The 23,826-nt window shown below is 61.8% G+C and carries 20 protein-coding genes; 10 read left to right on the forward strand and 10 right to left on the reverse strand.

Features of this window, described 5'->3' with window-relative positions; all coding sequences use genetic code 11:
• Nucleotides 1-90: 90 nt before the first annotated feature.
• The gene (locus tag AC3B5Q_RS21415; RefSeq protein WP_021784130.1) at nucleotides 91-849 is read right to left on the reverse strand and encodes a Nif3-like dinuclear metal center hexameric protein; all 759 of its coding nucleotides are present in this window, start codon (nucleotides 847-849) and stop codon (nucleotides 91-93) included.
• Between the two features lie 168 nt (nucleotides 850-1,017).
• On the opposite strand from AC3B5Q_RS21415, the gene algW reads away from it, so the two are divergent.
• Nucleotides 1,018-2,178 carry a Do family serine endopeptidase AlgW gene (gene algW / locus AC3B5Q_RS21420; protein WP_021784129.1) on the forward strand — a complete coding sequence of 387 codons (1,161 nt, stop codon included), beginning with the start codon at nucleotides 1,018-1,020 and terminating at the stop codon, nucleotides 2,176-2,178.
• A 129-nt stretch (nucleotides 2,179-2,307) separates the two neighbouring features.
• Here algW and AC3B5Q_RS21425 read toward each other — a convergent pair whose 3' ends face one another.
• The 4 genes from AC3B5Q_RS21425 to AC3B5Q_RS21440 form a co-directional block, all read right to left on the reverse strand.
• Nucleotides 2,308-3,072, reverse strand: coding sequence for an amino acid ABC transporter ATP-binding protein (locus AC3B5Q_RS21425; RefSeq protein ID WP_003251792.1), 765 nt, complete (start codon nucleotides 3,070-3,072; stop codon nucleotides 2,308-2,310).
• A 10-nt stretch (nucleotides 3,073-3,082) separates the two neighbouring features.
• Complete coding sequence (locus AC3B5Q_RS21430; protein ID WP_021784128.1) at nucleotides 3,083-4,180, reverse strand: amino acid ABC transporter permease; 1,098 nt, start codon at nucleotides 4,178-4,180, stop codon at nucleotides 3,083-3,085.
• Nucleotides 4,181-4,190: 10 nt separating this feature from the next.
• Nucleotides 4,191-5,369: an amino acid ABC transporter permease gene (locus AC3B5Q_RS21435; protein ID WP_021784127.1), complete on the reverse strand. Its 1,179-nt coding sequence runs from the start codon at nucleotides 5,367-5,369 to the stop codon at nucleotides 4,191-4,193.
• 67 nt (nucleotides 5,370-5,436) lie between these two features.
• Nucleotides 5,437-6,465, reverse strand: a complete 1,029-nt coding sequence (locus AC3B5Q_RS21440) for an amino acid ABC transporter substrate-binding protein (RefSeq protein WP_021784126.1) — start codon at nucleotides 6,463-6,465, stop codon at nucleotides 5,437-5,439.
• Nucleotides 6,466-6,797: 332 nt separating this feature from the next.
• On the opposite strand from AC3B5Q_RS21440, the gene AC3B5Q_RS21445 reads away from it, so the two are divergent.
• Entirely contained in the window at nucleotides 6,798-7,454 is a 657-nt protein-coding gene (locus tag AC3B5Q_RS21445; RefSeq protein ID WP_021784125.1) for an alpha/beta hydrolase, read from the forward strand.
• Nucleotides 7,455-7,554: 100 nt separating this feature from the next.
• The gene (gene rhlB, locus AC3B5Q_RS21450) at nucleotides 7,555-8,997 is read left to right on the forward strand and encodes an ATP-dependent RNA helicase RhlB (protein WP_103469449.1); all 1,443 of its coding nucleotides are present in this window, start codon (nucleotides 7,555-7,557) and stop codon (nucleotides 8,995-8,997) included.
• 262 nt (nucleotides 8,998-9,259) lie between these two features.
• On the opposite strand, the gene moaE is transcribed toward rhlB, so the two are convergent.
• From moaE to AC3B5Q_RS21475, 5 genes are all read right to left on the reverse strand, one after another.
• Nucleotides 9,260-9,706 (reverse strand): molybdopterin synthase catalytic subunit MoaE, encoded by a 447-nt coding sequence (moaE, locus tag AC3B5Q_RS21455; protein WP_021784123.1) that lies wholly within the window; start codon nucleotides 9,704-9,706, stop codon nucleotides 9,260-9,262.
• A 2-nt stretch (nucleotides 9,707-9,708) separates the two neighbouring features.
• Entirely contained in the window at nucleotides 9,709-9,954 is a 246-nt protein-coding gene (gene moaD, locus AC3B5Q_RS21460; RefSeq protein WP_003251777.1) for a molybdopterin converting factor subunit 1, read from the reverse strand.
• Entirely contained in the window at nucleotides 9,954-10,424 is a 471-nt protein-coding gene (gene moaC / locus AC3B5Q_RS21465) for a cyclic pyranopterin monophosphate synthase MoaC (RefSeq protein ID WP_003251775.1), read from the reverse strand. The genes moaD and moaC overlap by 1 nt, the downstream gene beginning before the upstream one ends.
• 195 nt (nucleotides 10,425-10,619) lie before the next feature.
• A complete protein-coding gene (locus AC3B5Q_RS21470; RefSeq protein ID WP_021784121.1) occupies nucleotides 10,620-12,014 on the reverse strand; it encodes a PhoH family protein in 1,395 nt (464 codons plus the stop codon).
• A gap of 281 nt (nucleotides 12,015-12,295) precedes the next feature.
• A complete protein-coding gene (locus AC3B5Q_RS21475; protein WP_021784120.1) occupies nucleotides 12,296-13,423 on the reverse strand; it encodes a polysaccharide deacetylase family protein in 1,128 nt (375 codons plus the stop codon).
• A gap of 137 nt (nucleotides 13,424-13,560) precedes the next feature.
• Here AC3B5Q_RS21475 and yaaA point away from each other — a divergent pair, with 137 nt between their 5' ends.
• The 7 genes from yaaA to algG all read left to right on the forward strand — a co-directional run bounded on the left by yaaA (nucleotide 13,561) and on the right by algG (nucleotide 23,817).
• Nucleotides 13,561-14,340 (forward strand): peroxide stress protein YaaA, encoded by a 780-nt coding sequence (gene yaaA, locus AC3B5Q_RS21480; RefSeq protein WP_010952418.1) that lies wholly within the window; start codon nucleotides 13,561-13,563, stop codon nucleotides 14,338-14,340.
• 799 nt (nucleotides 14,341-15,139) lie between these two features.
• Nucleotides 15,140-16,456: a nucleotide sugar dehydrogenase gene (locus AC3B5Q_RS21485; protein ID WP_021784118.1), complete on the forward strand. Its 1,317-nt coding sequence runs from the start codon at nucleotides 15,140-15,142 to the stop codon at nucleotides 16,454-16,456.
• An 84-nt stretch (nucleotides 16,457-16,540) separates the two neighbouring features.
• Entirely contained in the window at nucleotides 16,541-18,022 is a 1,482-nt protein-coding gene (locus AC3B5Q_RS21490; protein WP_033730431.1) for a glycosyltransferase family 2 protein, read from the forward strand.
• Between the two features lie 37 nt (nucleotides 18,023-18,059).
• Entirely contained in the window at nucleotides 18,060-19,226 is a 1,167-nt protein-coding gene (locus AC3B5Q_RS21495) for an alginate biosynthesis protein Alg44 (protein ID WP_021784116.1), read from the forward strand.
• Nucleotides 19,227-19,314: 88 nt separating this feature from the next.
• Nucleotides 19,315-20,760 carry an alginate biosynthesis TPR repeat lipoprotein AlgK gene (algK, locus tag AC3B5Q_RS21500; protein ID WP_031322504.1) on the forward strand — a complete coding sequence of 482 codons (1,446 nt, stop codon included), beginning with the start codon at nucleotides 19,315-19,317 and terminating at the stop codon, nucleotides 20,758-20,760.
• Nucleotides 20,757-22,235, forward strand: a complete 1,479-nt coding sequence (locus AC3B5Q_RS21505) for an alginate export family protein (RefSeq protein ID WP_488392732.1) — start codon at nucleotides 20,757-20,759, stop codon at nucleotides 22,233-22,235. Before algK ends, AC3B5Q_RS21505 begins: the two co-directional genes overlap by 4 nt.
• Before the next feature lie 22 nt (nucleotides 22,236-22,257).
• Entirely contained in the window at nucleotides 22,258-23,817 is a 1,560-nt protein-coding gene (gene algG, locus AC3B5Q_RS21510) for a mannuronan 5-epimerase AlgG (RefSeq protein ID WP_021784113.1), read from the forward strand.
• Nucleotides 23,818-23,826: the final 9 nt, after the last annotated feature.

Genomic DNA, 23,826 nt, shown 5'->3' on the forward strand with positions numbered 1-23,826 from the left:
GGGCTGGCAGGGCCGGCCTCTACGCGGGTGAACCCGCTCCTACAGGCCCGTGTAGGAGCGGGTTCACCCGCGAAGAGGGCGACACCGCTATCAGATGGGATTAGGGCAATCGATGAACAGGTGCTCCACCGCGAACCGTCGTGCCAGGTAATCGCCCAGCGCCTGCACCCCATAGCGCTCGGTGGCATGGTGCCCGGCAGCAATGAAGCTGACGCCATTCTCGCGCGCACTGTGGTAGGTCTGCTCGGACGCCTCACCGGTCAGGTACAGGTCCACCCCGGCGGCAATCGCCGTGTCGATATAGCCCTGCCCGCCGCCGGTGCACCAGCCCACCCGGCGGATCATGTCGTTGCCTTCGACCAGCAACGGCTCACGCCCCAGCACGCCTTGAACCCGACGGGCAAAATCGCGCGCGGTCATGGATTCGGCCAGCGAACCAATCAGCCCGACCACTTTGGGGTTTTCCGGGTCAAGTGGCCCTTCGACAGTGATCTCCAGTTGCCGCGCCAGTTGCACGTTGTTGCCGACTTCCGGGTGCACGTCCAAGGGCAGGTGAAACGCCAGCAGACTGATATCGTTATTCAGCAAGGTCTTCAGGCGACGCTGGCGAATGCCGGTGATGCACGGGTTCTCGCCCTTCCAGAAATAACCATGGTGCACCAGCACCAGATCGGCCTCGGCCTCGACCGCGGCATCCAGCAATGCCTGGCTGGCGGTAACACCACTGACAATACGGCTAACCTGCGGCCGGCCTTCGACCTGCAGGCCATTTGGGCAATAATCCTGGATCTTCGCACTGCCCAGATAACGCTCGGCTTCCTCGACCAGGGTACTTAGAGCAACGGCCATGAAAATCTCCTCGAAAACTGCGCTTTTCTCGGGCGCAACGCCTGACGAACGCCCGTATAATGCCGGCCATTATGGGCCGTCGCCGTCACTGGGGGAACCGGTGTATGATCGCGCGCGCTCATGCCCCACTGCCAGGCCGCTGGCCCCTGCTCTTTCCAGGATTCGTTCATGTTCAAGGCTTTGCGTTACTTCGGCTGGCCCCTGCTTACCGGCATACTGATCGCCATGCTGATCATCCAGCGTTTTCCGCAATGGGTCGGGCTGCCCAGCCAGGACGTCAACCTGCAGCAAGCGCCACAGACCACGCGGATCATGCAAGGTCCGGTGTCGTACGCCGACGCCGTGACCCTGGCCGCCCCGGCGGTGGCCAACCTGTACACCACCAAGGTGGTGAACAAAAGCGCCCACCCGCTGTTCGAGGACCCGCAGTTCCGCCGCTTCTTCGGTGACAACCTGCCCAAACAGCGCCGCTGGGAATCAAGCCTGGGCTCGGCGGTAATCATGAGCCCTGAGGGCTACCTGCTGACCAACAACCATGTCACCAGCGGTGCCGACCAGATCGTCGTCGCCCTGAAGGATGGCCGCGAGACTTTGGCCCGCGTGATCGGCAGCGACCCGGAAACCGACCTTGCGGTGCTGAAGATCGACTTGAAGAACCTGCCGGCAATCACCATCGGCCGTTCCGACAACATTCGCATCGGCGACGTGTCGCTGGCCATCGGCAACCCGTTCGGCGTCGGCCAGACTGTGACCATGGGCATCATCAGCGCCACTGGCCGCAATCAGCTGGGGCTTAACAACTACGAAGACTTCATCCAGACCGACGCGGCGATCAACCCAGGCAACTCCGGTGGTGCGCTGGTGGATGCCAATGGCAACCTGATCGGCATCAATACCGCGATCTTCTCCAAGTCCGGCGGCTCGCAGGGCATCGGCTTCGCCATCCCGGTAAAGCTGGCACTGGAGGTGATGAAGTCGATCGTCGAACATGGCCAGGTGATACGTGGCTGGCTGGGCATCGAAGTACAGCCACTGAGCCAGGAGCTGGCAGAGTCGTTCGGCATGAAGGACCGCCCAGGCATCGTGGTGGCGGGCATCTTCCGCGAAGGGCCAGCCGCCAAGGCCGGGCTGCAACTGGGTGACGTGATCCTGAGCATCAATGGCGAGCCGGCCGGAGACGGGCGCAAGTCGATGAACCAGGTAGCGCGGATCAAGCCCAACGAGAAGATCACCATTGAGGTGATGCGCAACGGGCAGCCGTTGAAACTGATCGCCGAGGTGGGGCTGCGGCCGCCGCCGGCGCCGGCTGCCAGCCAGGAAAATAAATAAAGCCGGGGCTGCGTTGCGGCCCTTCGCGGGCACGCCCGCTCCCACAGGATTTAAGTAGGCTCCAAAGCCAACGCTAAACATGTGGGAGCGGGCACGCCCGCGAAGGGCTGCCGCGCAGCCCAAACAGCATCAGTGGAGGATCTGGCTGAGGAACAACTTGGTCCGGTCACTGCGCGGCCGGTCGAAGAAATCATCCGGCGCGGCCTGCTCCACAATCTCGCCCTTGTCCATGAAGATAACCCGGTTCGCCACGGTACGGGCAAAGCCCATTTCGTGGGTCACACAGAGCATGGTCATGCCATCCTCGGCCAGGCCCACCATGGTATCGAGTACTTCCTTGACCATTTCCGGGTCCAGTGCCGACGTCGGCTCGTCGAACAGCATGATCTTGGGCTTCATGCACAACGCGCGGGCAATGGCCACACGCTGCTGCTGGCCGCCAGACAACTGGCCAGGGTACTTGTGTGCCTGCTCCGGAATCCGCACACGCTCCAGGTAGTGCATGGCAATTTCCTCGGCCTTGCGTCGTGGCATCTTGCGCACCCACATTGGCGCCAGGGTGCAGTTCTCCAGAATGCTCAGGTGCGGGAACAGGTTGAAGTGCTGGAACACCATGCCCACCTCGCGGCGGATGGCCTCGATCTGCTTGAGGTCGTTGGTCAGCTCCACGCCATCGACCACGATACGCCCTTGCTGGTGCTCTTCCAGGCGGTTAAGGCAGCGGATGGTGGTGGACTTGCCCGAGCCGGATGGCCCGCACAGCACGATGCGTTCGCCCTGGCGCACGTTCAGGTTGATGTCCTTGAGCACATGGAACTGGCCATACCACTTGTTCACACCCTGCATCTGGATGATGCCTTCGGGGCCAGCAGGCTGCTTGATCGCTTCACTCATTTCGAAACTCCTAACGCTTGTGGCCAGTGTCCAGCTTGCGCTCCAGATGCATGGAGTAGCGGGACATACCGAAACAGAAAATCCAGAACACCAGGGCGGCGAACACGTAGCCCTCGGTGGCCATGCCCAGCCAGGCCGGGTCTGCGGCTGCTTGCTTGACGCTGTTCAACAGGTCGAACAGGCCGATGATGATCACCAGGCTGGTGTCCTTGAACAGGGCAATGAAGGTGTTGACGATGCCGGGAATCACAAGCTTCAGCGCCTGCGGCAGGATCACCAGCCCCATCGAGCGCCAGTAGCCAAGGCCCATGGCCGCGGCGGCTTCGTACTGACCCTTGGGGATGGCCTGCAGGCCGCCACGCACCACCTCGGCGATGTACGCCGACTGGAACAGGATTACACCGATCATCGCCCGCAGCAGCTTGTCGAAGCTCATGCCTTCGGGCAGGAACAGCGGCAACATCACCGACGACATGAACAACACGGTGATCAGCGGTACGCCGCGCCAGAACTCGATGAAGGTCACACACACCACCTTCACGGCCGGCATCCTCGAACGCCGGCCCAGGGCCAGCAGGATGCCCAAAGGCAAGGCGCCGACAATGCCCACGGTAGCGATCACCAGGGTCAGCATCAGCCCGCCCCACTGGCTGGTGGGTACGTTTTGCAGGCCCAGATACCCCCCATGCAGCAGGGTGTAGGCCAACACCGGGTACAGCACCAGGAAGGCCAGGCCGTAGATGGCCTTGCGCGGGAAACGCTTGATGAACAATGGCGCGGCGCCGATGACTGCAAGCCACACGGTCAGGTCCACGCGCCAGCGCAGCTCGGTGGGGTAGTAGCCGTACATGAACTGGCCGAAGCGCTGCTGCACGAACACCCAGCAGGCGCCCTCCTTGGTGCAATCGGCACGGGTGGTGCCGACCCAGTTGGCGTCGAGCAACGCCCACTGTAGCAATGGCGGCACAATCAGCCATATCAGGTAGATCGCGAACAAGGTCAGCAGCGTGTTGAGCCAGTTGGAGAACAGATTGGTGCGCATCCATGCGAGCACGCCGACGGTTTTCACCGGTGGCGGCATGTCAGGTTTGAAAACATGGGCATTCACGGGCGTATCCTCATCGCTCGATCAGCGCAATGCGCTTGTTGTACCAGTTCATCAGCAGCGAAATGCTGATGCTGATGGCGAGATAGACGCTCATGGTGATGGCGATCACCTCGATGGCTTGTCCGGTCTGGTTGAGCACGGTACCGGCGAACAGCGAGACCATCTCCGGATAGCCGATACCGGCCGCCAGCGACGAGTTCTTCGCCAGGTTCAGGTACTGGCTGGTCAGCGGCGGAATGATCACCCTCAGTGCCTGGGGGATGATCACCTTGCGCAGGGTCGGGCCCTCGCGCAGGCCCAACGAGCGAGCCGCTTCGGTCTGGCCATGGCTGACCGAACGGATGCCGGAACGCACGATTTCGGCGATGAAGGCTGCCGTATAGATAGTCAGCGCCAAGGTCAGCGCCAGCAGCTCCGGGATCAGCACCCAGCCCCCGACGAAGTTGAAGCCCTTGAGCTGCGGCATATCCCAGGTTACCGGGCTGCCGAACACCAGCACGCTCAGGCTCGGGATAGCGATGAACAGCAGCAGCCCCACCCAGAACTTGTGAAACGGCACGCCTGTTTCGTTGAAGCGCTTGTTGGCGTAGCGCACCATCACGGCTATAGCGGCAATGGCTATTGCCAAGGCCACCACAAATGGCCAGAAGCCATCAGCCATGGTCGCGCCAGGCATGTTCAAGCCACGGTTGCTGATGAAGAACTTGTCATCGAAGTTGATGCTGCCCCGCGGTCCCGGCAGAGTCAGGAACACGGCGAAGTACCAGAACAGGATCTGCAACAACGGCGGAATGTTGCGGAAGGTTTCCACATACACGGTCGCCAGTTTGTTGATCATCCAGTTCGGTGACAGGCGAGCCACACCGATGATGAAGCCCAGTATCGTCGCCAGAATGATGCCGATGAAGGTCACCAACAGCGTATTGAGCAGGCCGATGACGAACACCCGCGCATAACTGTCGGATTCCACATAGGGGATCAGGTGCTGGGCGATACCGAAGCCGGCACTGCGGTCGAGGAACTCGAAGCCCGAGGTGATGCCCCGGTGTTGAAGGTTGGTCTGCGTGTTGTGGAACAGGTACCAGCCCAGACCGACCACGAAGACGATCGTGAGAATCTGGAACAGCCACGCGCGCACACGCGGATCATTCAGGGATAGCCCCTTTTGTGCGCCGATTCGATTTTGCATGAAATGCCCCGGAAAGTAGGGTTCCGAACAACCTGCGGCGGCCGAATGCCGCCGCAGGGTGCAGCCATCAGCGCACTGGAGGCGCGTACTGGATGCCGCCGTTGTTCCACAGGGCGTTCATGCCACGGTCGATCTTCAGGTTAGTGCTCTGGCCCAGGTTCTTCTCGAACACTTCGCCATAGTTACCCACTTGCTTGACGATCTGCACTACCCAGTCTTTGGGCAGCTTGAGGTCCTTGCCGTACTCGCCATCCGCACCCAGCAGTCGGGCGACATCCGGGTTCTTGGTGGACTTGGCTTCGGCCTCGACGTTCTTGGAGGTGATGCCCGCCTCTTCGGCGTTGAGCATGGCGAACAAGGTCCACTTGACGATGCTGAACCAATCCTCGTCGCCTTTGCGCACTACCGGGCCCAGCGGTTCCTTGGAGATGGTTTCCGGCAACACCACGTATTCGGTCGGCGCGGCCAGTTTGGAGCGCTGGGCGAACAGCTGCGATTTGTCCGAAGTCAGCACGTCGCAACGGCCAGACTCCAGCGATTTGGCGCTCTCGTCAGAGGTGTCGAAGGTAATCGGGGTGTACTTCAGGCCATTGGCGCGGAAGAAGTCCGAGACGTTCAGCTCGGTGGTGGTACCGGCCTGGATGCAGATGGTCGCGCCATCGAGCTCTTTGGCGCTGGAAACGCCGAGCTTCTTGTTGACCAGGAAGCCAACGCCGTCATAGTAGGTGACACCCGTGAATACCAGACCCATGCCGGCATCGCGCGAGCTGGTCCAGGTGGTGTTACGCGACAGCACATCGACCTCGCCCGATTGCAGGGCAGTGAAGCGTTCCTTGGCGTTGAGCTGGCTGAACTTGACCTTGGTGGCATCGCCGAATACGGCGGCGGCCACGGCGCGGCAGACATCGGCGTCGATGCCGACGATCTTGCCCTTCGCATCAGGTACCGAGAAGCCTGGAAGACCGTCGCTCACGCCACACTGGACGAAGCCCTTCTTCTTGACCGCATCATAGGTGGCGCCGGCCTGGGCATTGCTCACGGCGCCCAGCGCGGCGGCAGCGGTCAGGACTGCCAGGGTGGTTTTCAACATCTTCATTCACAACCTCCAAATCGCTCTTGTTGTATCGAGCCGGAATTGCACCGCACCCTTTTGAGGCGTATCCGACCCGTATTGGCTTGTTATTGGGTCAATTGGCGCAATGGACTGTTCTGTGACAGCCTTCGCGTGCAGAGGGTGTTACCGTCACGGCCTGCCCTTTGCATCACAGGTTGAACTGCAAAGCGCGTACCAGATTGTCGCGCTGTAGCGTTTAAGCGCTCGTCAAGTAGTAAAAGTTGTATCGTTGCGACATTCTTTTTCCGACAATCATTCCCGGTGCCTACTTTTCACGCACGCCATAACAAGACCCGCACACTTTCGGAGCAGTCATGACCAACCCGCTGATTCTCGAACCACAGAAAACCGCTGACGCCTGTGTGATCTGGTTGCACGGTCTGGGGGCCGACCGTTACGACTTCCTACCTGTGGCCGAATTCATGCAGGAGCGCTTGCTCAGCACACGCTTCATCATGCCCCAGGCACCGACCCGCCCCGTGACCATCAACGGCGGCTATGCCATGCCCAGCTGGTATGACATCAAGGCCATGACCCCGGCCCGCGCCATCGACGAAGCGCAGCTGGAAGAGTCTGCCGAGCAGGTGGTCGCACTGATCAAGGCCGAGCAGGCCAAAGGCATCAACCTGTCGCGGATCTTCCTGGCCGGCTTCTCCCAGGGCGGCGCGGTGGTGCTGCACACTGCCTATATAAAGTGGCAGGAAGCACTGGGCGGAGTGATCGCCCTGTCCACCTATGCCCCCACTTTCAATGACCAGCACCAGTTGAGTGCCTGCCAGCAACGCACCCCGGCCCTGTGCCTGCATGGCGTGCATGACCCAGTGGTAATCCCGTCCATGGGCCGCACCGCATTCGAGTACCTGAACATCTGGGGCGTCGCTGCCCGCTGGTACGAATACCCGATGGAACACGAAGTGGTGGTCGAAGAGCTGAACGATATCCACGACTGGCTGAGCAAGCAGCTGCAATAGGTTGCCTCGCTTGTAGTTGTGGGCGTATTCCGCTACGCCGCGCCCGGATCTTGCATTACACTGCCCGGCGTACATTCCTTAATCAGTTGATGAGACGACCGTGCTCAAAGCACTCAGAAAAATATTCGGCAAGGGAGAGGTCGCGCCGCAAGCCGCCGCTCCTGCTGCCAGCGTGACGCCGGAAGCCCGGCCCGCGACAATACCGGCCGCAACACATGCCAACCCCGCTCCCAAGGCTGAGCCAGCTGCCGCCGCTACACCACCTGCCGACCAGCCGGCCAAGGACAAACCCCGTCGCGAACGCAAGCCCAAGCCACAGGCGAGCCTGTGGAAGCCCGAAGACTTCGTGGTCGAGCCACAGGAAGGCAAAACCCGCTTCCACGATTTCAAGCTGTCCAACGAGCTGATGCACGCCATCCACGACCTGGGCTTCCCGTACTGCACGCCGATCCAGGCGCAGGTCCTGGGTTACACCCTGCGTGGCCAGGACGCCATCGGCCGGGCCCAGACGGGTACCGGCAAGACAGCCGCCTTCCTGATCTCGATCATTTCCCAGTTGCAGCAGACGCCACCGCCTAAAGAGCGCTACATGGGCGAACCGCGCGCGCTGATCATTGCCCCCACCCGCGAGCTGGTGGTACAGATCGCCAAGGACGCCGCTGCCCTGACCAAGTACACCGGCCTGAACGTGATGAGCTTCGTCGGTGGCATGGACTTCGACAAACAGCTCAAAGCCCTGGAGGCGCGCCACTGCGATATCCTGGTGGCTACCCCGGGCCGCCTGCTGGACTTCAACCAGCGCGGCGAAGTGCACCTGGACATGGTCGAGGTGATGGTGCTTGACGAAGCCGACCGCATGCTCGACATGGGTTTCATCCCCCAGGTCCGCCAAATCATTCGTCAGACACCGCCGAAAAGCGAGCGCCAGACCCTGCTGTTCTCCGCCACCTTCACCGACGATGTGATGAACCTGGCCAAGCAGTGGACCACCAACCCGGCCATCGTCGAGATCGAGCCGGAGAACGTGGCCAGCGAAACGGTCGAGCAACACGTGTATGCGGTGGCCGGCAGCGACAAGTACAAACTGCTGTACAACCTGGTGACCCAGAACAAGTGGGAACGGGTGATGGTGTTCGCCAACCGCAAGGACGAAGTGCGGCGCATCGAGGAGAAGCTGGTACGCGACGGCATCAATGCCGCCCAGCTGTCGGGCGACGTGCCGCAGCACAAGCGCATCCGCACGCTGGAGAGCTTCCGCGAAGGGCGCATCACCGTGCTGGTGGCCACCGACGTGGCTGGGCGCGGGATCCATATCGATGGCATCAGCCACGTGATCAACTTCACCCTGCCGGAAGACCCTGACGATTACGTGCACCGCATTGGCCGTACCGGTCGTGCCGGCACCAGCGGTGTGTCGATCAGCTTTGCCGGTGAGGACGACTCGTATCAGTTGCCGGCGATCGAAGAGCTGCTGGGGCGCAAGATCAAGTGCGAGATGCCGCCGGATGAGCTGCTCAAGCCGGTGCCGCGCAAGCATCACTGACCTTCAGCAGGCTACATGCGCCCTGTAGAGGCGAGCTTGTGTCGCAAGCGGGCCGCGCAGCGGGCCCTGGGGTTCGGGCTTTGATGCGGAGATTGTCGGGGGCCGCTACGCGGCCCTTTCGCGACACAAGGCCCCCTGTAGGAGCGGGTTTACCCGCGAATACGGTAGTGGCGGCAACGGTGAACGGCGGGTGGAGATTGGCCAGCAGGCCCGGCCCTTTCGCGGGTAAACCCGCTCCTACAGGCGACCGGCGGCGCCTTGATTACCAGCGCTGCGCCGCATCCTGGTCACTCTGTTTCCCCTCCACCCACCTTGGCCCTTCCTGGGTATTCTCCTTCTTCCAGAACGGCGCCCGGGTTTTCAGGTAGTCCATGATGAAGTTGCAGGCATCGAACGCCGCCTGTCGATGGGCACTGGCTACCCCCACGAACACAATCGGTTCACCCGGCTCCAGCGCACCGATGCGGTGCAGCACCTCCACCTTCAACAGCGGCCAACGCTGCTCGGCCTCGACCACGATCTTGGCCAGGGCCTTTTCGGTCATGCCCGGATAGTGCTCGAGGAACATCCCCGCCACTTCGCGGCCATCGTTGAAATCCCGCACATAGCCGACAAAACCGACCACCGCGCCCACGCCCACATTGGCCGCATGCATGGCATTGGTCTCGGCCCCGGGGTCGAACGCGCCTTCCTGTACTCGCACAGCCATGTTCAGCCTCCGGTCACCGGCGGGAAGAACGCCACTTCATCGCCCTCTTCCAGCGGTTCATCGAGCTTGCACAGCTCTTCGTTGCGCGCGCACATCAGGTTCTGCTCGGCCAGCACTTCGTACTGCCCGCCCTTGGCTACCAAGGCCTGGCGCACATCATCAAGCACCTTGAACGCCCCCTCCACCCGCTCGGCATCCACGCCCAACAGTTCGCGGTAACGGGCGAAGTACATCACCTTGACCTTCATCACGCCTCCACCTTGTAATGGCCACTCTTGCCACCGAGTTTTTCCAGCAGGCGCACCTGCTCGATGACCATACCTTTATCCACAGCCTTGCACATGTCATAGATCGTCAGCGCGGCCACACTGGCGGCGGTCAGCGCCTCCATCTCCACGCCGGTCTGCCCGGCCAGCTTGCAGCGGGCGACGATGCGCACGGCATCCTGCCCCTCAGCGCTGAGCTCGACCTTGACGCTGGTGAGCATCAGCGGGTGGCACAGCGGAATCAGGTCGCTGGTTTTTTTCGCCGCCTGTATCCCGGCAATGCGCGCCACGGCGAACACGTCACCCTTGGGGTGTTCACCGTCGACGATCATCTGCAAGGTCTGCGGCAACATGCGCACCCGCGCCTCGGCGGTAGCCTCGCGCTCGGTCACGGCCTTTTCAGTGACGTCGACCATGTTGGCCCGCCCCTGGGAATCAAGATGTGTCAGCACTGCTCTGCTCCTGTGAAGGGAGTTCGCAGTGTAAACCTGTGGGTCAGGTTTGAGCAGAGATATGTGTCGCCAGGTTTGGCCTCTTCACGGGCACGCCCGCTCCTACAGGCGCTCCACGATCTCGATTCAAGTGGACATCCTGTGAGCGGGCGTTCCCGTGAAGAGGCCGGGCAGTAATCTGCCCGGCTACATGGTTTACAAATGCGACTCGGCGTACTCGGCCAGCACCGAGCGAGGCACGCCCTGCAGGGTGATGTGCACGCCATTTGGGAAGTCCTTGAAGCGCTCGGTCAGGTAGGTCAGCCCCGAGCTGGTCGCGGACAGGTAGGGGGTGTCGATCTGCGCGAGGTTGCCCAGGCAGACCACCTTGGACCCGGAGCCGGCACGGGTGATGATGGTTTTCATCTGGTGCGGCGTCAGGTTCTGGCACTCGTCAATCAGGATCAGGCTCTGCTGGAAGCTACGGCCACGGATGTAGTTCAGCGATTTGAACTGCAGCGGCACGCGCTCGAGGATGTATTCGACGCTGCCATGGGTGCTTTCGTCATCCATGTGCAAAGCTTCGAGGTTGTCGGTGATGGCGCCCAGCCACGGCTCCATCTTCTCTGCTTCGGTGCCCGGCAGGAAGCCAATCTCCTGGTCCAGCCCCTGCACGCTGCGGGTGGCGATGATGCGCCGGTAGCGCTTGCTGACCATGGTTTGCTCGATGGCCGCAGCCAGCGCCAGGATGGTTTTACCGGAGCCGGCGGCGCCGGTCAGGTTCACCAGGTGGATATCCGGGTCCAGCAGGGCGAACAGTGCCAGGCTTTGGTGAATGTCGCGTGGTTTCAGGCCCCAGGCTTCCTGATGCAGCAACGGTTCCTGGTGCAGGTCGAGCAGTAGCAGTTCGTCGTCACGGATGCCCTTGATCCATCCGACGAAGCCCTGCTCATCGATGATGAACTCGTTGACGTGCACGGCTGGCAGGTTGTCGATCATCTGCACCCGATGCCAGGTGCGGCCACGCTCCTGACGGGTATCGACCTTGCTCACGCGGTCCCAGAACGAGCCGGTGACCGAATGGTAGCCCTTGGACAAAAGGGACACGTCATCGACCAGTTGGTCGGTGCTGTAGTCCTCAGCCGCTATACCGCAAGCGCGCGCCTTCAGGCGCATGTTGATGTCTTTGGTGACCAGCACGACATCCAGGTCGGTGCGCCGGGCCCGAACTTCGAGCAACTGGTTGATGATGATGTTGTCGTTGAGGTTTTCCGGCAGCAGCTTGTTCGGCTCGTTGCGCGGGGTCATCAGGATGGACAGGAACCCCTTGGGGCCACTCTTGTTGCGCTGGATCGGCACGCCCTGCTCGACATCGCTGGGCGAAGCGTCACCGAGGGTCTGGTCTATCAGGCGGATGGCCTGGCGGCATTCGGCGGCGATACTCTGTTTGCCGGTCTTGAGCTTGTCGAGTTCCTCCAGCACCGTCATCGGGATGGCGACATGGTGCTCCTCGAAGTTCAGTAACGCGTTAGGGTCGTGAATCAGGACGTTGGTATCGAGCACATACAGGATTGGCTTGCTGGAGGAAGGGTTGCGTCCTTGGTCATCCATACTCGGTCACCTTATGTCGAAGCCACACGGCGTGGTCTGTTACGCCGCAGAGTGACTGCCGCTGTCCCCGTATCCGCGTTGTTACGGGCGGGAAGCGAACCTGGCCAGGTGAGCCCGGATGACGCCACCTGTGCTGCAGGAATCGGCTGTCTGGTTTCTTCATACCGCAAAAACCATGACCGAAAAAAGCACTTTTACGTATTTTTGAAGTTTATTTTTCCGATTGACGAAGAGGCCTTGGCGCCAGCGTCAGAGGGGACTACGCTCAAAAGTCATACCCTCTATTCGCGGTATCCGTATTCGCGGCAATTCTCCCAGCCGATACCGCTTTGCGCGGTATTGCGCAGCAACCATTCCACGGCCGGCTGCGCCTTGGGAAGGCTGTCATGAAACTGGATCACGCCCTTGCGCCACAACAGCATCAGGGTCAATACGCGCTGCGCGGACGCCTCTGCGCTCAATGCACCGTCATCCTGGGCATCGATGTCCCACAACGATACCCGCAACTGCTGGCGGGCCATGAACGCCTCGCCGTCAGCCCGGCGCTGGCCATAAGGTGGGCTGAACAGCGGTACATACTGCTCGGGCAGATCAGCCTGCACCCGCGCCTGGCTGCGCCGCAGCGAATCCTGCCAGTCGATCCACTGCGCATGGGAGCGGTATTCCCACCCCTGGATGCCCACGCACTGCCCGCCATAGAGCTGGCGCAAGGCGTGTACCGAGGCACCATCACGACGTTGCTGCAAACGGTTACCGAGTGTAAAGAACGTGCCTTCGAGCTTTTGCCGGCGCAGGTAATCGGTGAGTAGATCCGTACTGCCCCCCTCGGGGCCGGGCCCGCCGACAAAGGTCAGCAGAAACATGCGGTCGTTCAGTTCGTCACCCTTGCGCTCGCGCGAAGACAACCGCTCAATTTCACTGCTGGTCTGCGGTAGCAACGCCGCCTTGCGCAGTTGCTCGTCCAGGTAACGTACATGGAACTGGTGGCTAGGCTCGACCCAACCGGTATAGAACGCACCGACATCGGTGGCGAACGTTGCCGCTTGTGTGCGTAACTCCGCCATGGACGTAACCGGGTAGCAGAATGAGGCATCCTGCTCACAACTGCGCTGCGCCTGTTGATAACCCTCCCACAACCGCAGCCACATGCGCGCCCGAACCTGGCGCACCTTCTGCAGGTTGATCTGCCGCAGCCCCAGCCGGGCCGCCAGGGTCGCGTCATCCAGCAACTCACTTTCGTGCAGTACTTGGGCGAACGAAAGGATTTCTGCCCGAGAGGCCACATCGAACAGCGCCGGGCTGTCCAGCTGTTCGGGCCACAGACTGCGGTCCAGGCTGACCTGGGGTGAAGGGGCGGCTTGCACGGCCAGGCTCAGCAGGCAGGCCAGCAAAGCAGAAGCAATGCGCACAGTGGAAGGCTCCGCAACGGCAAAACGCGAACTATAGCGCCTGCACCGACCATGGTCTGTGACTATCGTCGCCATAGTTTGGACTTGCACCGCCCACCCCGTAGAATCCTCGGCCAACGATGCCAGGAGCCGACCCGATGCTGACGGTGATTTCCCCCGCCAAGACCCTCGACTACGACACCCCGCCAGTGACCGAGCGTTTCACCCTGCCCCAGTACCTGGATGAATCCCAGGCCCTGATCCAGCAGTTGCGCGAACTGTCGCCGGCGCAGATCAGCGAGCTGATGCACCTGTCCGACAAGCTCGCCGGCTTGAATGCTGCGCGATTTGGCAGCTGGACCCCAGACTTCACCCCGGCCAATGCCAAGCAGGCGCTGCTGGCGTTCAAGGGTGACGTGTACACCGGCCTCGATGCCGAGAGCTTGAGTGAAGACGACTTCAGCTACGCCCAGGGCCACCTGCGCATGCTCTCGGGCCTATATGGCCTGCTGCGCCCGCTCGACCTGATGCAGCCCTACCGCCTGGAGATGGGCACCAAGCTGGCCAACGCCCGCGGCAAGGACCTGTACGCCTTCTGGGGCACGCGCATCAGCGAATGGCTGAACCAGGCCCTGGCCGACCAAGGCGATGACGTGCTGTTAAACCTGGCCAGTAACGAGTATTTCAGTGCAGTGAAACGCAGTGCACTGAAGGCCCGAGTGATCAATGTCGACTTCAAGGACCAGAAAAACGGCCAGTACAAGATCATCAGCTTCTACGCCAAGAAAGCCCGCGGCATGATGAGCCGCTTCGTCATCCAGCAGCGCATCAGCACCCCGGAACAGCTCAAGCAGTTCGATGCTCAGGGTTACTACTACAGTGCCGAGCAGTCCAAGCCGGACCATTTGGTGTTCCTGCGCGATCACCCCGCGGAGTGAGGCTGCCACGCCCTCTTCGCGGCTAAAGCTGCGAAGAGGTCAGTTGCCGTGATCCCCTCTGCCCTGCAACAGGGCACGCTGCAAACCGCCATCACGCCACGAATTCGACGCCAAAAATTCGACGCGCATCCCTTTATCGCCAAACGCCATAAGACCGTTCATACCTTTTTTGACGAATTCTGAAAAAAAATTTCAGATGCTGGCATAAAAATATCTCGCAACAGTTACGTCCTTGATACACGGGGGTGAAACACCCGCGTGCTATCAATTTGAAATTGTCCGCAACTGAATAAATATTTAGAAATCTTTCATTCGAGTGAAACTGGCTCAGGAACTTCTGCCGAAGCCAATCGCTCATAGTGCCGTAACGATTTTCCTGCCTACGGGCTGTGAGAGATGACTTACAGATGACAGCGGCGGGTATCCACTGCCCGCCATGAGAAATTCGACAGGTATTACGGAAACCCCCGAAGACCTTGTCCATGCAGGAGAGACGCGCCCCTTAAAAATCGTCCTAGTGGTTGATTTCAAAGGATTTATCCACTTGAAAAAACAAGCACAGCAACGCGCCAAGTAGCGCATTGCAATAAAGACGGCTGCATTTCAGGGCACGTTTTTTAATTAATGGCTATCGAGTGCCAACTTTGAGTGCATAACTTTTTGCGCTCCGGATTTATTTTGCCTGCGCTCGGCGAAGTGTGCATTCGCCATGGATCCGTGCGCCCGAAAACTGTTGTTAATCAACCCAGCCCGGCTCTCTTCGGAGGTGTCGGCGTGATAAACACATGAGGTGATAGCGATGCGTATCAGCATCTTTGGTTTGGGTTATGTGGGTGCAGTCTGTGCAGGCTGCCTGACGGCGCGTGGCCATGAAGTGATCGGTGTGGACGTGTCCAGCACCAAGATCGACCTGATCAACCAGGGCAAGTCGCCCATCGTCGAACCTGGCCTGGAAGCACTGCTGCAACAGGGCATCGCCAATGGCCGCCTGCGCGGCACTACCGACTTCGCCGAAGCCATCCGCGCCAGCGACGTGTCGATGATCTGCGTGGGTACCCCCAGCAAGAAAAACGGCGACCTGGGCCTGGAGTACATCGAGTCGGTGTGCCGCGAAATCGGCTACGTGCTGCGTGACACCACCCGCCGTCACACCATCGTGGTGCGCAGCACCGTGCTGCCTGGCACCGTCAAGAACGTGGTCATCCCGATCCTCGAAGATTGCTCGGGCAAGAAGGCTGGCGTCGACTTCGGTGTGGCGGTCAACCCGGAATTCCTGCGTGAAAGCACCGCGATCAAGGACTACGACCAGCCACCGATGACGGTCATCGGCGAACTGGACAGCGCCAGCGGTGACATCCTCCAGGCCCTGTACGAAGAACTCGATGCCCCGGTGATCCGCAAGCCGATCGAGGTGGCCGAGATGATCAAGTACACCTGCAACGTATGGCACGCCACCAAGGTCACCTTCGCCAACGAAATCGGCAACATCGCCAAGGCCGTGGGCGTCGATGGCCGTGAAGTGATGGACGTGGTCTGCCAGGACAAGGTCCTCAACCTGTCCCAGTACTACATGCGCCCAGGCTTCGCCTTCGGTGGCTCGTGCCTGCCCAAGGACGTACGCGCCCTCACCTATCGCGCCGCCAGCCTCGATGTCCGAGCACCGCTGCTCGACTCGCTGATGCGCAGCAACGAATCGCAGGTGCAGAACGCCTTCGAGCTGATCGAAGCCCACGACAAGCGCAAGGTCGCCCTGCTGGGCCTGAGCTTCAAGGCCGGCACCGACGACCTGCGCGAAAGCCCGCTGGTGGAACTGGCCGAACGCTTGATCGGCAAGGGCTACCAGCTGGACATCTACGACGAGAACGTCCAGTACGCCCGCGTCCACGGCGCCAACAAGGACTACATCGAGTCGAAGATCCCCCATGTGTCGTCGCTGCTCAACGCCAACTTGCAGCAGGTGATCGACAACGCCGACATCATCGTCCTCGGCAACCGTGACGAGCAGTTCCGTGCGCTGGCCCTGCAAGCGCCAGCCGGCAAGCAGGTGATCGACCTGGTCGGGTTCATGAACAAACCGACCTGCACCACCAACCGTACCGAAGGCATCTGCTGGTAAGTGCCCGGCCGGGCAGCGATGAGGCACTCGACAAGAGCCGCCCCCTCGCTGCCCCCTTTCCCGAATTCTCGACGGATGCTGAACATGCAAAGGCTCCAGACAGTGCTGTTGCAGTGCGCCGGGTGGCTGCTCTACATGAGCCTGCTCATGCTGATCGCCCTGGCCCTGCCAGCTGATATCTTCGACTCGCAGTCGAAGCACTTCATCTTCCTGGTCGGCGCAGTCGGCATCTGGCGCTACTCCATGGGCGCCACCCATTTCATCCGCGGCATGATCTTCCTCTACGGCGTGTACCCGTACCTGCGCCGCAAGGTGCAGAAAATGGGCAATGCCACCGACCCGTCGCATGTCTACCTGATGGTCACCAGCTTCCGTATCGAAGCGCTGACCACCGCCCAGGTGTACAGCTCGGTGATTCGCGAGGCGATCAACTGTGGCTTCCCCACCACCGTGGTCTGCTCGCTGGTGGAAATGTCCGATGAACTGCTGGTGAAGAGCCTGTGGGCCAAGTACAACCCGCCGGCCCATGTGAAGCTGGACATCGTGCGAATCGCCGGCACCGGCAAGCGCGATGGCCTGGCCTACGGTTTCCGCGCCATCTCGCGCATGCTGCCGGACGAGAACGCCGTAGTGGCGGTGATCGACGGTGACACCGTGCTGGCCGACGGTGTGGTGCGCAAGACCGTACCCTGGTTCAAGTTGTTCCCCAATGTGGGCGGCCTGACCACCAATGAATTCTGCGAAGTGCGCGGCGGCTACATCATGAGCGAGTGGCACAAGCTGCGCTTCGCCCAGCGCCACATCAACATGTGCTCGATGGCCCTGTCCAAGCGCGTACTGACCATGACCGGGCGCATGTCGATGTTCCGCGCCAGCGTGGTGACCAACCCCGAGTTCATCGCCGACGTCGAAAGCGATTCGCTGATGCACTGGCGCCTGGGCCGCTTCAAGTTCCTTACCGGGGACGACAAATCCAGCTGGTTCAGCCTGATGCGCCTGGGCTACGACACCTTCTACGTGCCGGACGCCGCCATCAACACGGTCGAGCACCCGCCGGAAAAAAGTTTCCTCAAGGCCAGCCGCAAGCTGATGTACCGCTGGTACGGCAACAACCTGCGGCAGAACTCACGGGCACTGGGCCTTGGCCTGCGTCGCCTGGGCCTGTTCACCAGCATCGTGCTGTTCGACCAGCGCGTGTCGATGTGGACCAGCCTGCTGGGCCTGACCGTGGCGGTGATCGCCAGCCTCAAGTTCGGTATGGCCTTCCTGCTGGTGTACCTGCTGTGGATCGGCATTACCCGCCTGATCCTCACCATCATGCTGCTGTGCTCCGGCCACAGCGTAGGCCCGGCCTACCCGCTGATTCTCTATTACAACCAGATCATCGGCGCGCTGATGAAGATCTATGTGTTCTTCCGCCTCGACAAGCAGTCGTGGACGCGTCAGCCCACTGCCCTCAAGCGTGACCTCGCCAGCTTTCAACAATGGTTCAACACCTGGTCCTCGCGGACCATGACCTTCTCGGCTGCCAGCATCTTCGTTGCTGTGCTGTTCATGGTCGTGTGAGCCCAACCCGGATCGGATCTAACAGGAACAAACCACCATGAATACCGCCGTGAACGTCAATGTCGTGCATGAGTCCGAAGCCCAGCGCCAACACGCCCGGGTACGCATTCCCGCCAAGCTGCGGTTCCTGGACGCCCAGCGCCAGGTCCACGAAGTCAAGGTCGAAGACCTATCTGCCGGCGGCCTGAGCTTCCACGCCAAGCAACCGCAGTCGGTGGGCGATGTGCTGCGCGGGCGCCTGCAGTTCGTGGTCGACAACCTGGGCCTGTCCATCGACATCGAGTTCCAGGTGCGCTCGTACAACCCGGACAATGGCCGTATCGGTGCGCAGTTCCAGAACCTTGAGCCACGTGACATCGCCACGTTGCGGCACATCATCACCAGCCACCTGTCGGGTGAGCTGATCAGCATCGGCGACGTACTCAGCACCCTGCAGCGCGACAACTTCACCAAGGCGCGCAAGCAGAAGGATGGTGGGTCAGGCCTGAGCGCCTTCGGCCGCCTCAAGGCAGTCACCGTCACACTGGGCGTGTTCGTGGTCGGCGTTGCGGCCTTCGGCTTCGTCGCCAAATCGTTGTACGGCATGTACTTCGTCAGCCACGCCGAAGCCGGTGTGGTCGCAGTGCCGACCACCAACGTCACCATGCCGCGCGACGGTACCGTGAGCAGCCTGGTCGAAAGCGGTGGGCAGATCGTCAAGGGCGCGCCACTGGCCAGCTTCACCACCAGCATGCTGGACATGCTCAAGGGCAACCTTGAAGACGCACAGCTGGAGCCGGCAAAGATCGAGGAGCTGTTCGGCAAGCAGCTGTCCGGCACCCTCACCAGCCCCTGCGACTGCGTGGTCGCGCGCCAGTTGGTAGACGACGGCCAGTACGCAGCCAAGGGCCAGCCGATCTTCCAGCTGATCCCACGCACCACCAACCCGATGATCGAGGCGCGCTTCAGCTACCGCCAGTTCGACGAGGTCAAGCCGGGCACCCGGGTCAACTTCCAGGTGGCCGGCGAAGACGAAGTGCGCACCGGTCAGATCGTCAGCAGCACCAGCCTCAACAGCGAAGACCTGTCCTCCGACATCCGCGTGCAGATCAAGCCGGACAGCAGCCTGCCCGCCGAACTGGCAGGCCGCCCGGCGTCGGTCAACAGCGACCGTGGCCCGTCGCTGAACTGGCTGATCGACAAAGCCGTGGCCCGTGGCCTGTGAGGGACGGACGATGATCTCTGATACCAACACCTATCCTGTGGGAGCGGGCATACCCGCGAAGAGGCCAGCAGGGACAGCATCGTCGGCCATGCCAATTCGCGGGCTTGCCCGCTCCCACAGGGTCCGCGTGAACCTGGGATTGTGTGCACTGGCCGCCGCCATCACTTTGGCCGGCTGTGCCGGCCTGCCCGACCAGCGCCTGGCCAACGAGGCCCTGAAGCGCGGTGACACGGCATTGGCAGAGCGCAACTACAAGGCGCTGGCCGACCTGGGCTACAGCGAAGCGCAAGTCGGCCTTGCGGACATCAAGGTGGCCACCCGCGACCCATCGCAAATCAAGGAAGCCGAGGCCACCTATCGCGCTGCGGCCGCCACGTCGCCACGCGCCCAGGCGCGCCTTGGCCGCTTGCTGGTGGCCAAGCCTGACAGCACCCAGGCCGAACGTGAGGAAGCTGAAACCCTGCTCAAGCAGGCCGCGAAACAGGGCCAAAGCAATACCCTGATTCCGCTGGCAATGCTCTACCTCAGCTACCCGCAGAGTTTCCCCAAGGTCAACGCGCAGCAGCAGATCGACCAGTGGCGCGCCGCCGGCAACCCGGAAGCAGGCCTGGCCCAGGTGTTGCTGTACCGTACCCAGGGCACCTACGACCAGCACCTGGGCGAGGTGGAGAAAATCTGCAAGGCCGCGCTGAACACCACCGACATCTGCTACGTCGAACTGGCCACTGTGTACCAGATGCGTGGCCAGGCCGACCAGCAAGCCGCCCTGCTCGGCCAGCTGAAATCCGCCTATGCCCGTGGCGCCGTACCGGCCACCCGGGTCGACAGCGTGGCCCGGGTGTTGGCTGATCGCAGCCTCGGCCAGACCGACGAAAAAACCGCCAAGGACCTGCTCGAGCAAGTAGCCCCGGCCAACCCGGCGTCCTGGGTCAGCCTGGCACAGCTGGTATACGACTTCCCCGAACTGGGCGACACCGACCAGTTGATGGCCTACATCGACAAAGGCCGCGCAGCTGAACAGCCACGCGCCGAACTGCTGCTGGGCCGTCTGTACTACGAAGGCAAAACCCTGCCTGCCGACGCTCACAAAGCCGAGCAGCACCTGCAAGCCGCTGCCGAAGCCGGTGAGATCAGCGCCCATTACTACCTGGGCCAGCTTTACCGCCGCGGCTACCTGGGCAACGTCGAGCCGCAGAAGGCCGTCGACCACCTGCTGGCCTCCGCCCGTGGCGGGCAGAACAGCGCCGATTATGCCCTGGCCCAGCTATTCAGCGAGGGCCATGGCATTCGCCCGCAACCAGGCAACGCCTGGGTGTTTGCCCAGCTGTCGCAGGCCAACCCGACGCCGCAATCAGCGGAACTGCTGCAGAAGCTTGACCAGCAACTGACACCTGACGAGCGCAACCAGGCCCAGCAACTGCTGGACCAGGAAAAGCGTGCACGCGGCAGCATGGCGCAGGGCGCGAATAGCACCCTGGCCCTCGAAGCCCTGCAAGACGACGAAAAAGAAGTAGACGGTGAGGACTCGCTATGACGCTCAATCCCTTCGTGAAAGCCGGCATCGGCCTGAGCTTCGCCCTGCTGTGGTCCTGCCCGACCCTGGCGGAAATGACCGCCGAGAAAAACTTCGGCCTGGACGTGAAAATCACCGGGCAATCGGAAGACGATCGAGACCTGGGCACCCGCTCTGGCGGCGATGTCAACGGCCTGGGCCTGGATCTGCGCCCGTGGGTGTACGGCGAGCGCGGAAACTGGAGCGCCTACGCCATGGGCCAGGCGGTCGCTGCGACCGACACCATCGAAACCGACACCTTGCGCCAGAACGGCGACGGCACCAGCACTGAAACCGGCGACGACAGCCGTCAACCAGACAAAAGCTACCTGGCCATGCGCGAGCTCTGGATCGGCTACAGCGGTCTCACCGCCTACCCCGGCGAGCAACTGCGCTTCGGTCGCCAGCGCCTGCGCAGCGACGATGGCATGTGGCGCGATACCAACATCGAAGCGCTGAACTGGACCTTCGACACCACCCTGCTCAAGGCCGACCTGGGCGTGGCCCAGCGCTTCAGCGAATACCGCACCGACCTCACCGAGCTGGCCCCGGAAGACAAGGACCGCACCCACCTCTACGGCAACGTCGCCACTCAGTGGACGCCTGGCCACTGGGTCGGCGTGCGGGCACACCATACGCACGACAACGGCAGCCTGAAGAACCCCGGCGAAACCGTCGACGCCCTGGACAAGACCCGTACCGGCGACCTCACCTGGCTGGGCCTTGAGGCAAACAGCGACGCCTACAACTGGCGCAACGACCACACCGTGAATTACTGGGGCAGCGTCACCTGGCTGACCGGTGACCGCGACAAGCTGAGCACCCAGCAGGTGGGTGACGACCAGGTCGCGACCGGCAAGCAGAGCGGTGACGTCAACGCCTGGGCAACCGACCTCGGTATCCGCCTGCGCCTGGACCCGCAATGGCAGGTCGGCGCGGCCTATGCCCGTGGTAGCGGTGGTGGTGGCGATGACGGCTCGAACAACTTCGAGCAGACCGGCCTGGAAAGCAACCGCTCCAATTTCACCGGCACCCGCTCGCGCGTGCACCGCTTCGGCGAAGCGTTCCGCGGCGAACTGGGCAACCTGCAGGCAGCCACCCTGTTCGCTTCGTGGCAGCTGCGCGACGACTACGACGCGAGCCTGATCTACCACAAGTTCTGGCGGGTCGACGGTAACCAGAACATCGGCTCCAGCGGCATCAACGCGGTGGTCGACGACAACGGCGTGAACCGTCAGCTGGTTGACGGCGAGAAGGACCTTGGCCAGGAAATGGACGTGGTCGTGACCAAGTACTTCAAGCAAGGCCTGCTACCGGCTTCGATGAGCCAGGCAATCGACGAGCCGTCAGCCCTGGTGCGCCTGCGTGCCGGTGTATTCAAGCCGGGCGACGCCTACGGCAAGGAAGCGGACTCTTACATGCACCGCGCCTTCGTCGACGTCATCTGGCGCTTCTGAGGCCGGTAGGGGACTGACCGTGATGAACCTTCACCCGCACTTACGTCACAGCCTGTTGGCCAGTGCCTTGCTGCTGGCAAGCGGCCTGGCCACTGCCGCAGAGCCCCAGGTGATCGCCAAGGAGCTGCAGCAGGCCAAGACCTACACGGTGGCCAGCGCACCGATCGAGCCACTGCAGATGGACCCGCCAAAGCTGCCCGACCTTACCGGTTTCACGGCCGAGGCGGTGCAGAAGAAAATCGACCGCCGCCACAAGGGCAGGGTCAGCCTGCGCCGTATGTTCCAGGAGGACACCCTCAAGGAGTTCGTCGGCGGCGACAACAAGGCCGCCGAGTGGGTGCAGCGCCAGCACGGCATCCCGCAGGCCATCTTCATCGATGACGGCCATGTCGACCTGACCGAGTTGAGCAAGAAGGTGCCCAAACAGTACTTCAGCGAAGTCGAGCCTGGGGTTTACCTGGCTCGCCTGCCGATCGTGGTCGGGCAAAAGGGCATCCTCGAGATCGACGGCAAGGTCAAACAGCTGCGCCTGTCCCAGGAGGGCGGCGCATTTCTGGTCAATGACGGCAAGCTGTTCGTAACCGACACCCAGGTGACCGGCTGGCGGGAAAAGGACAATGGCCCGGCGACCTTCCGCTCGCCCAAGGAGTTCCGCCCGTTCCTGCTGTCGTGGGGCGGTACCGAGACCTACATCGTCAACACGAAGATGGCCAGCTTCGGCTACGCCAAGTCCAAGTCGTATGGCGTTAGCATCTCGCAGTACACGCCGAACATGGCCAAGCGCATGGGCCGCCCGGAACCCACCGGCTGGATCATCGGTTCTGAGTTCAGCGACATGTGGTACGGCTTCTACTGCTACGAAACGCAGGACTTCGTGGTCAAGGACAGCACCTACCGCGACAACATCGTCTATGGCATCGACCCACACGACCGTTCGCACCGCCTGATCATCGCCGGCAACACCGTGTACGGCACCAAGAAGAAGCACGGCATCATCGTCTCGCGTGAGGTCAACGACAGCTGGATCATCAACAACAAGAGCTACGACAACAAGCTCTCGGGCGTGGTGATCGACCGTAACAGCGTCAACAACCTGGTGGCCTACAACGAGATCTACCGCAACCACACCGACGGCATCACCCTGTACGAAAGCGGCGACAATCTGATCTGGGGCAACAAGCTGGTCAACAACCGCCGCCACGGCATCCGCGTGCGTAACAGCGTGAACATCCGCCTGTACGAAAACATCGCCATGGCCAACGGCCTGGTTGGCGTATACGGCCACATCAAGGACCTGTCCGACACCGACCGCGACATCGCCCTCGACCCGTTCGACACCAAGGTGTCGCTGATCGTGGTGGGTGGCGAGCTGTCGGCCAACGGCTCCGGCCCGCTGTCGATCGACTCGCCGCTGTCGGTCGAGCTGTACAAGGTGTCCATGCTCGCCCCGCGCAAGGCCAGCGGCATCAGCCTCAATGGTGTGCTGGGCGAGCGCCAGGACGAAATCCTCGACTTGCTGGTACGCCAGCAGAAGGCTGTGCTGATCGACCCGGTCGAACGCCAGACCGAAATGATCGATTAAGGAAGCCCA

It is taken from the genome of Pseudomonas sp. D5(2026) (assembly GCF_057766845.1).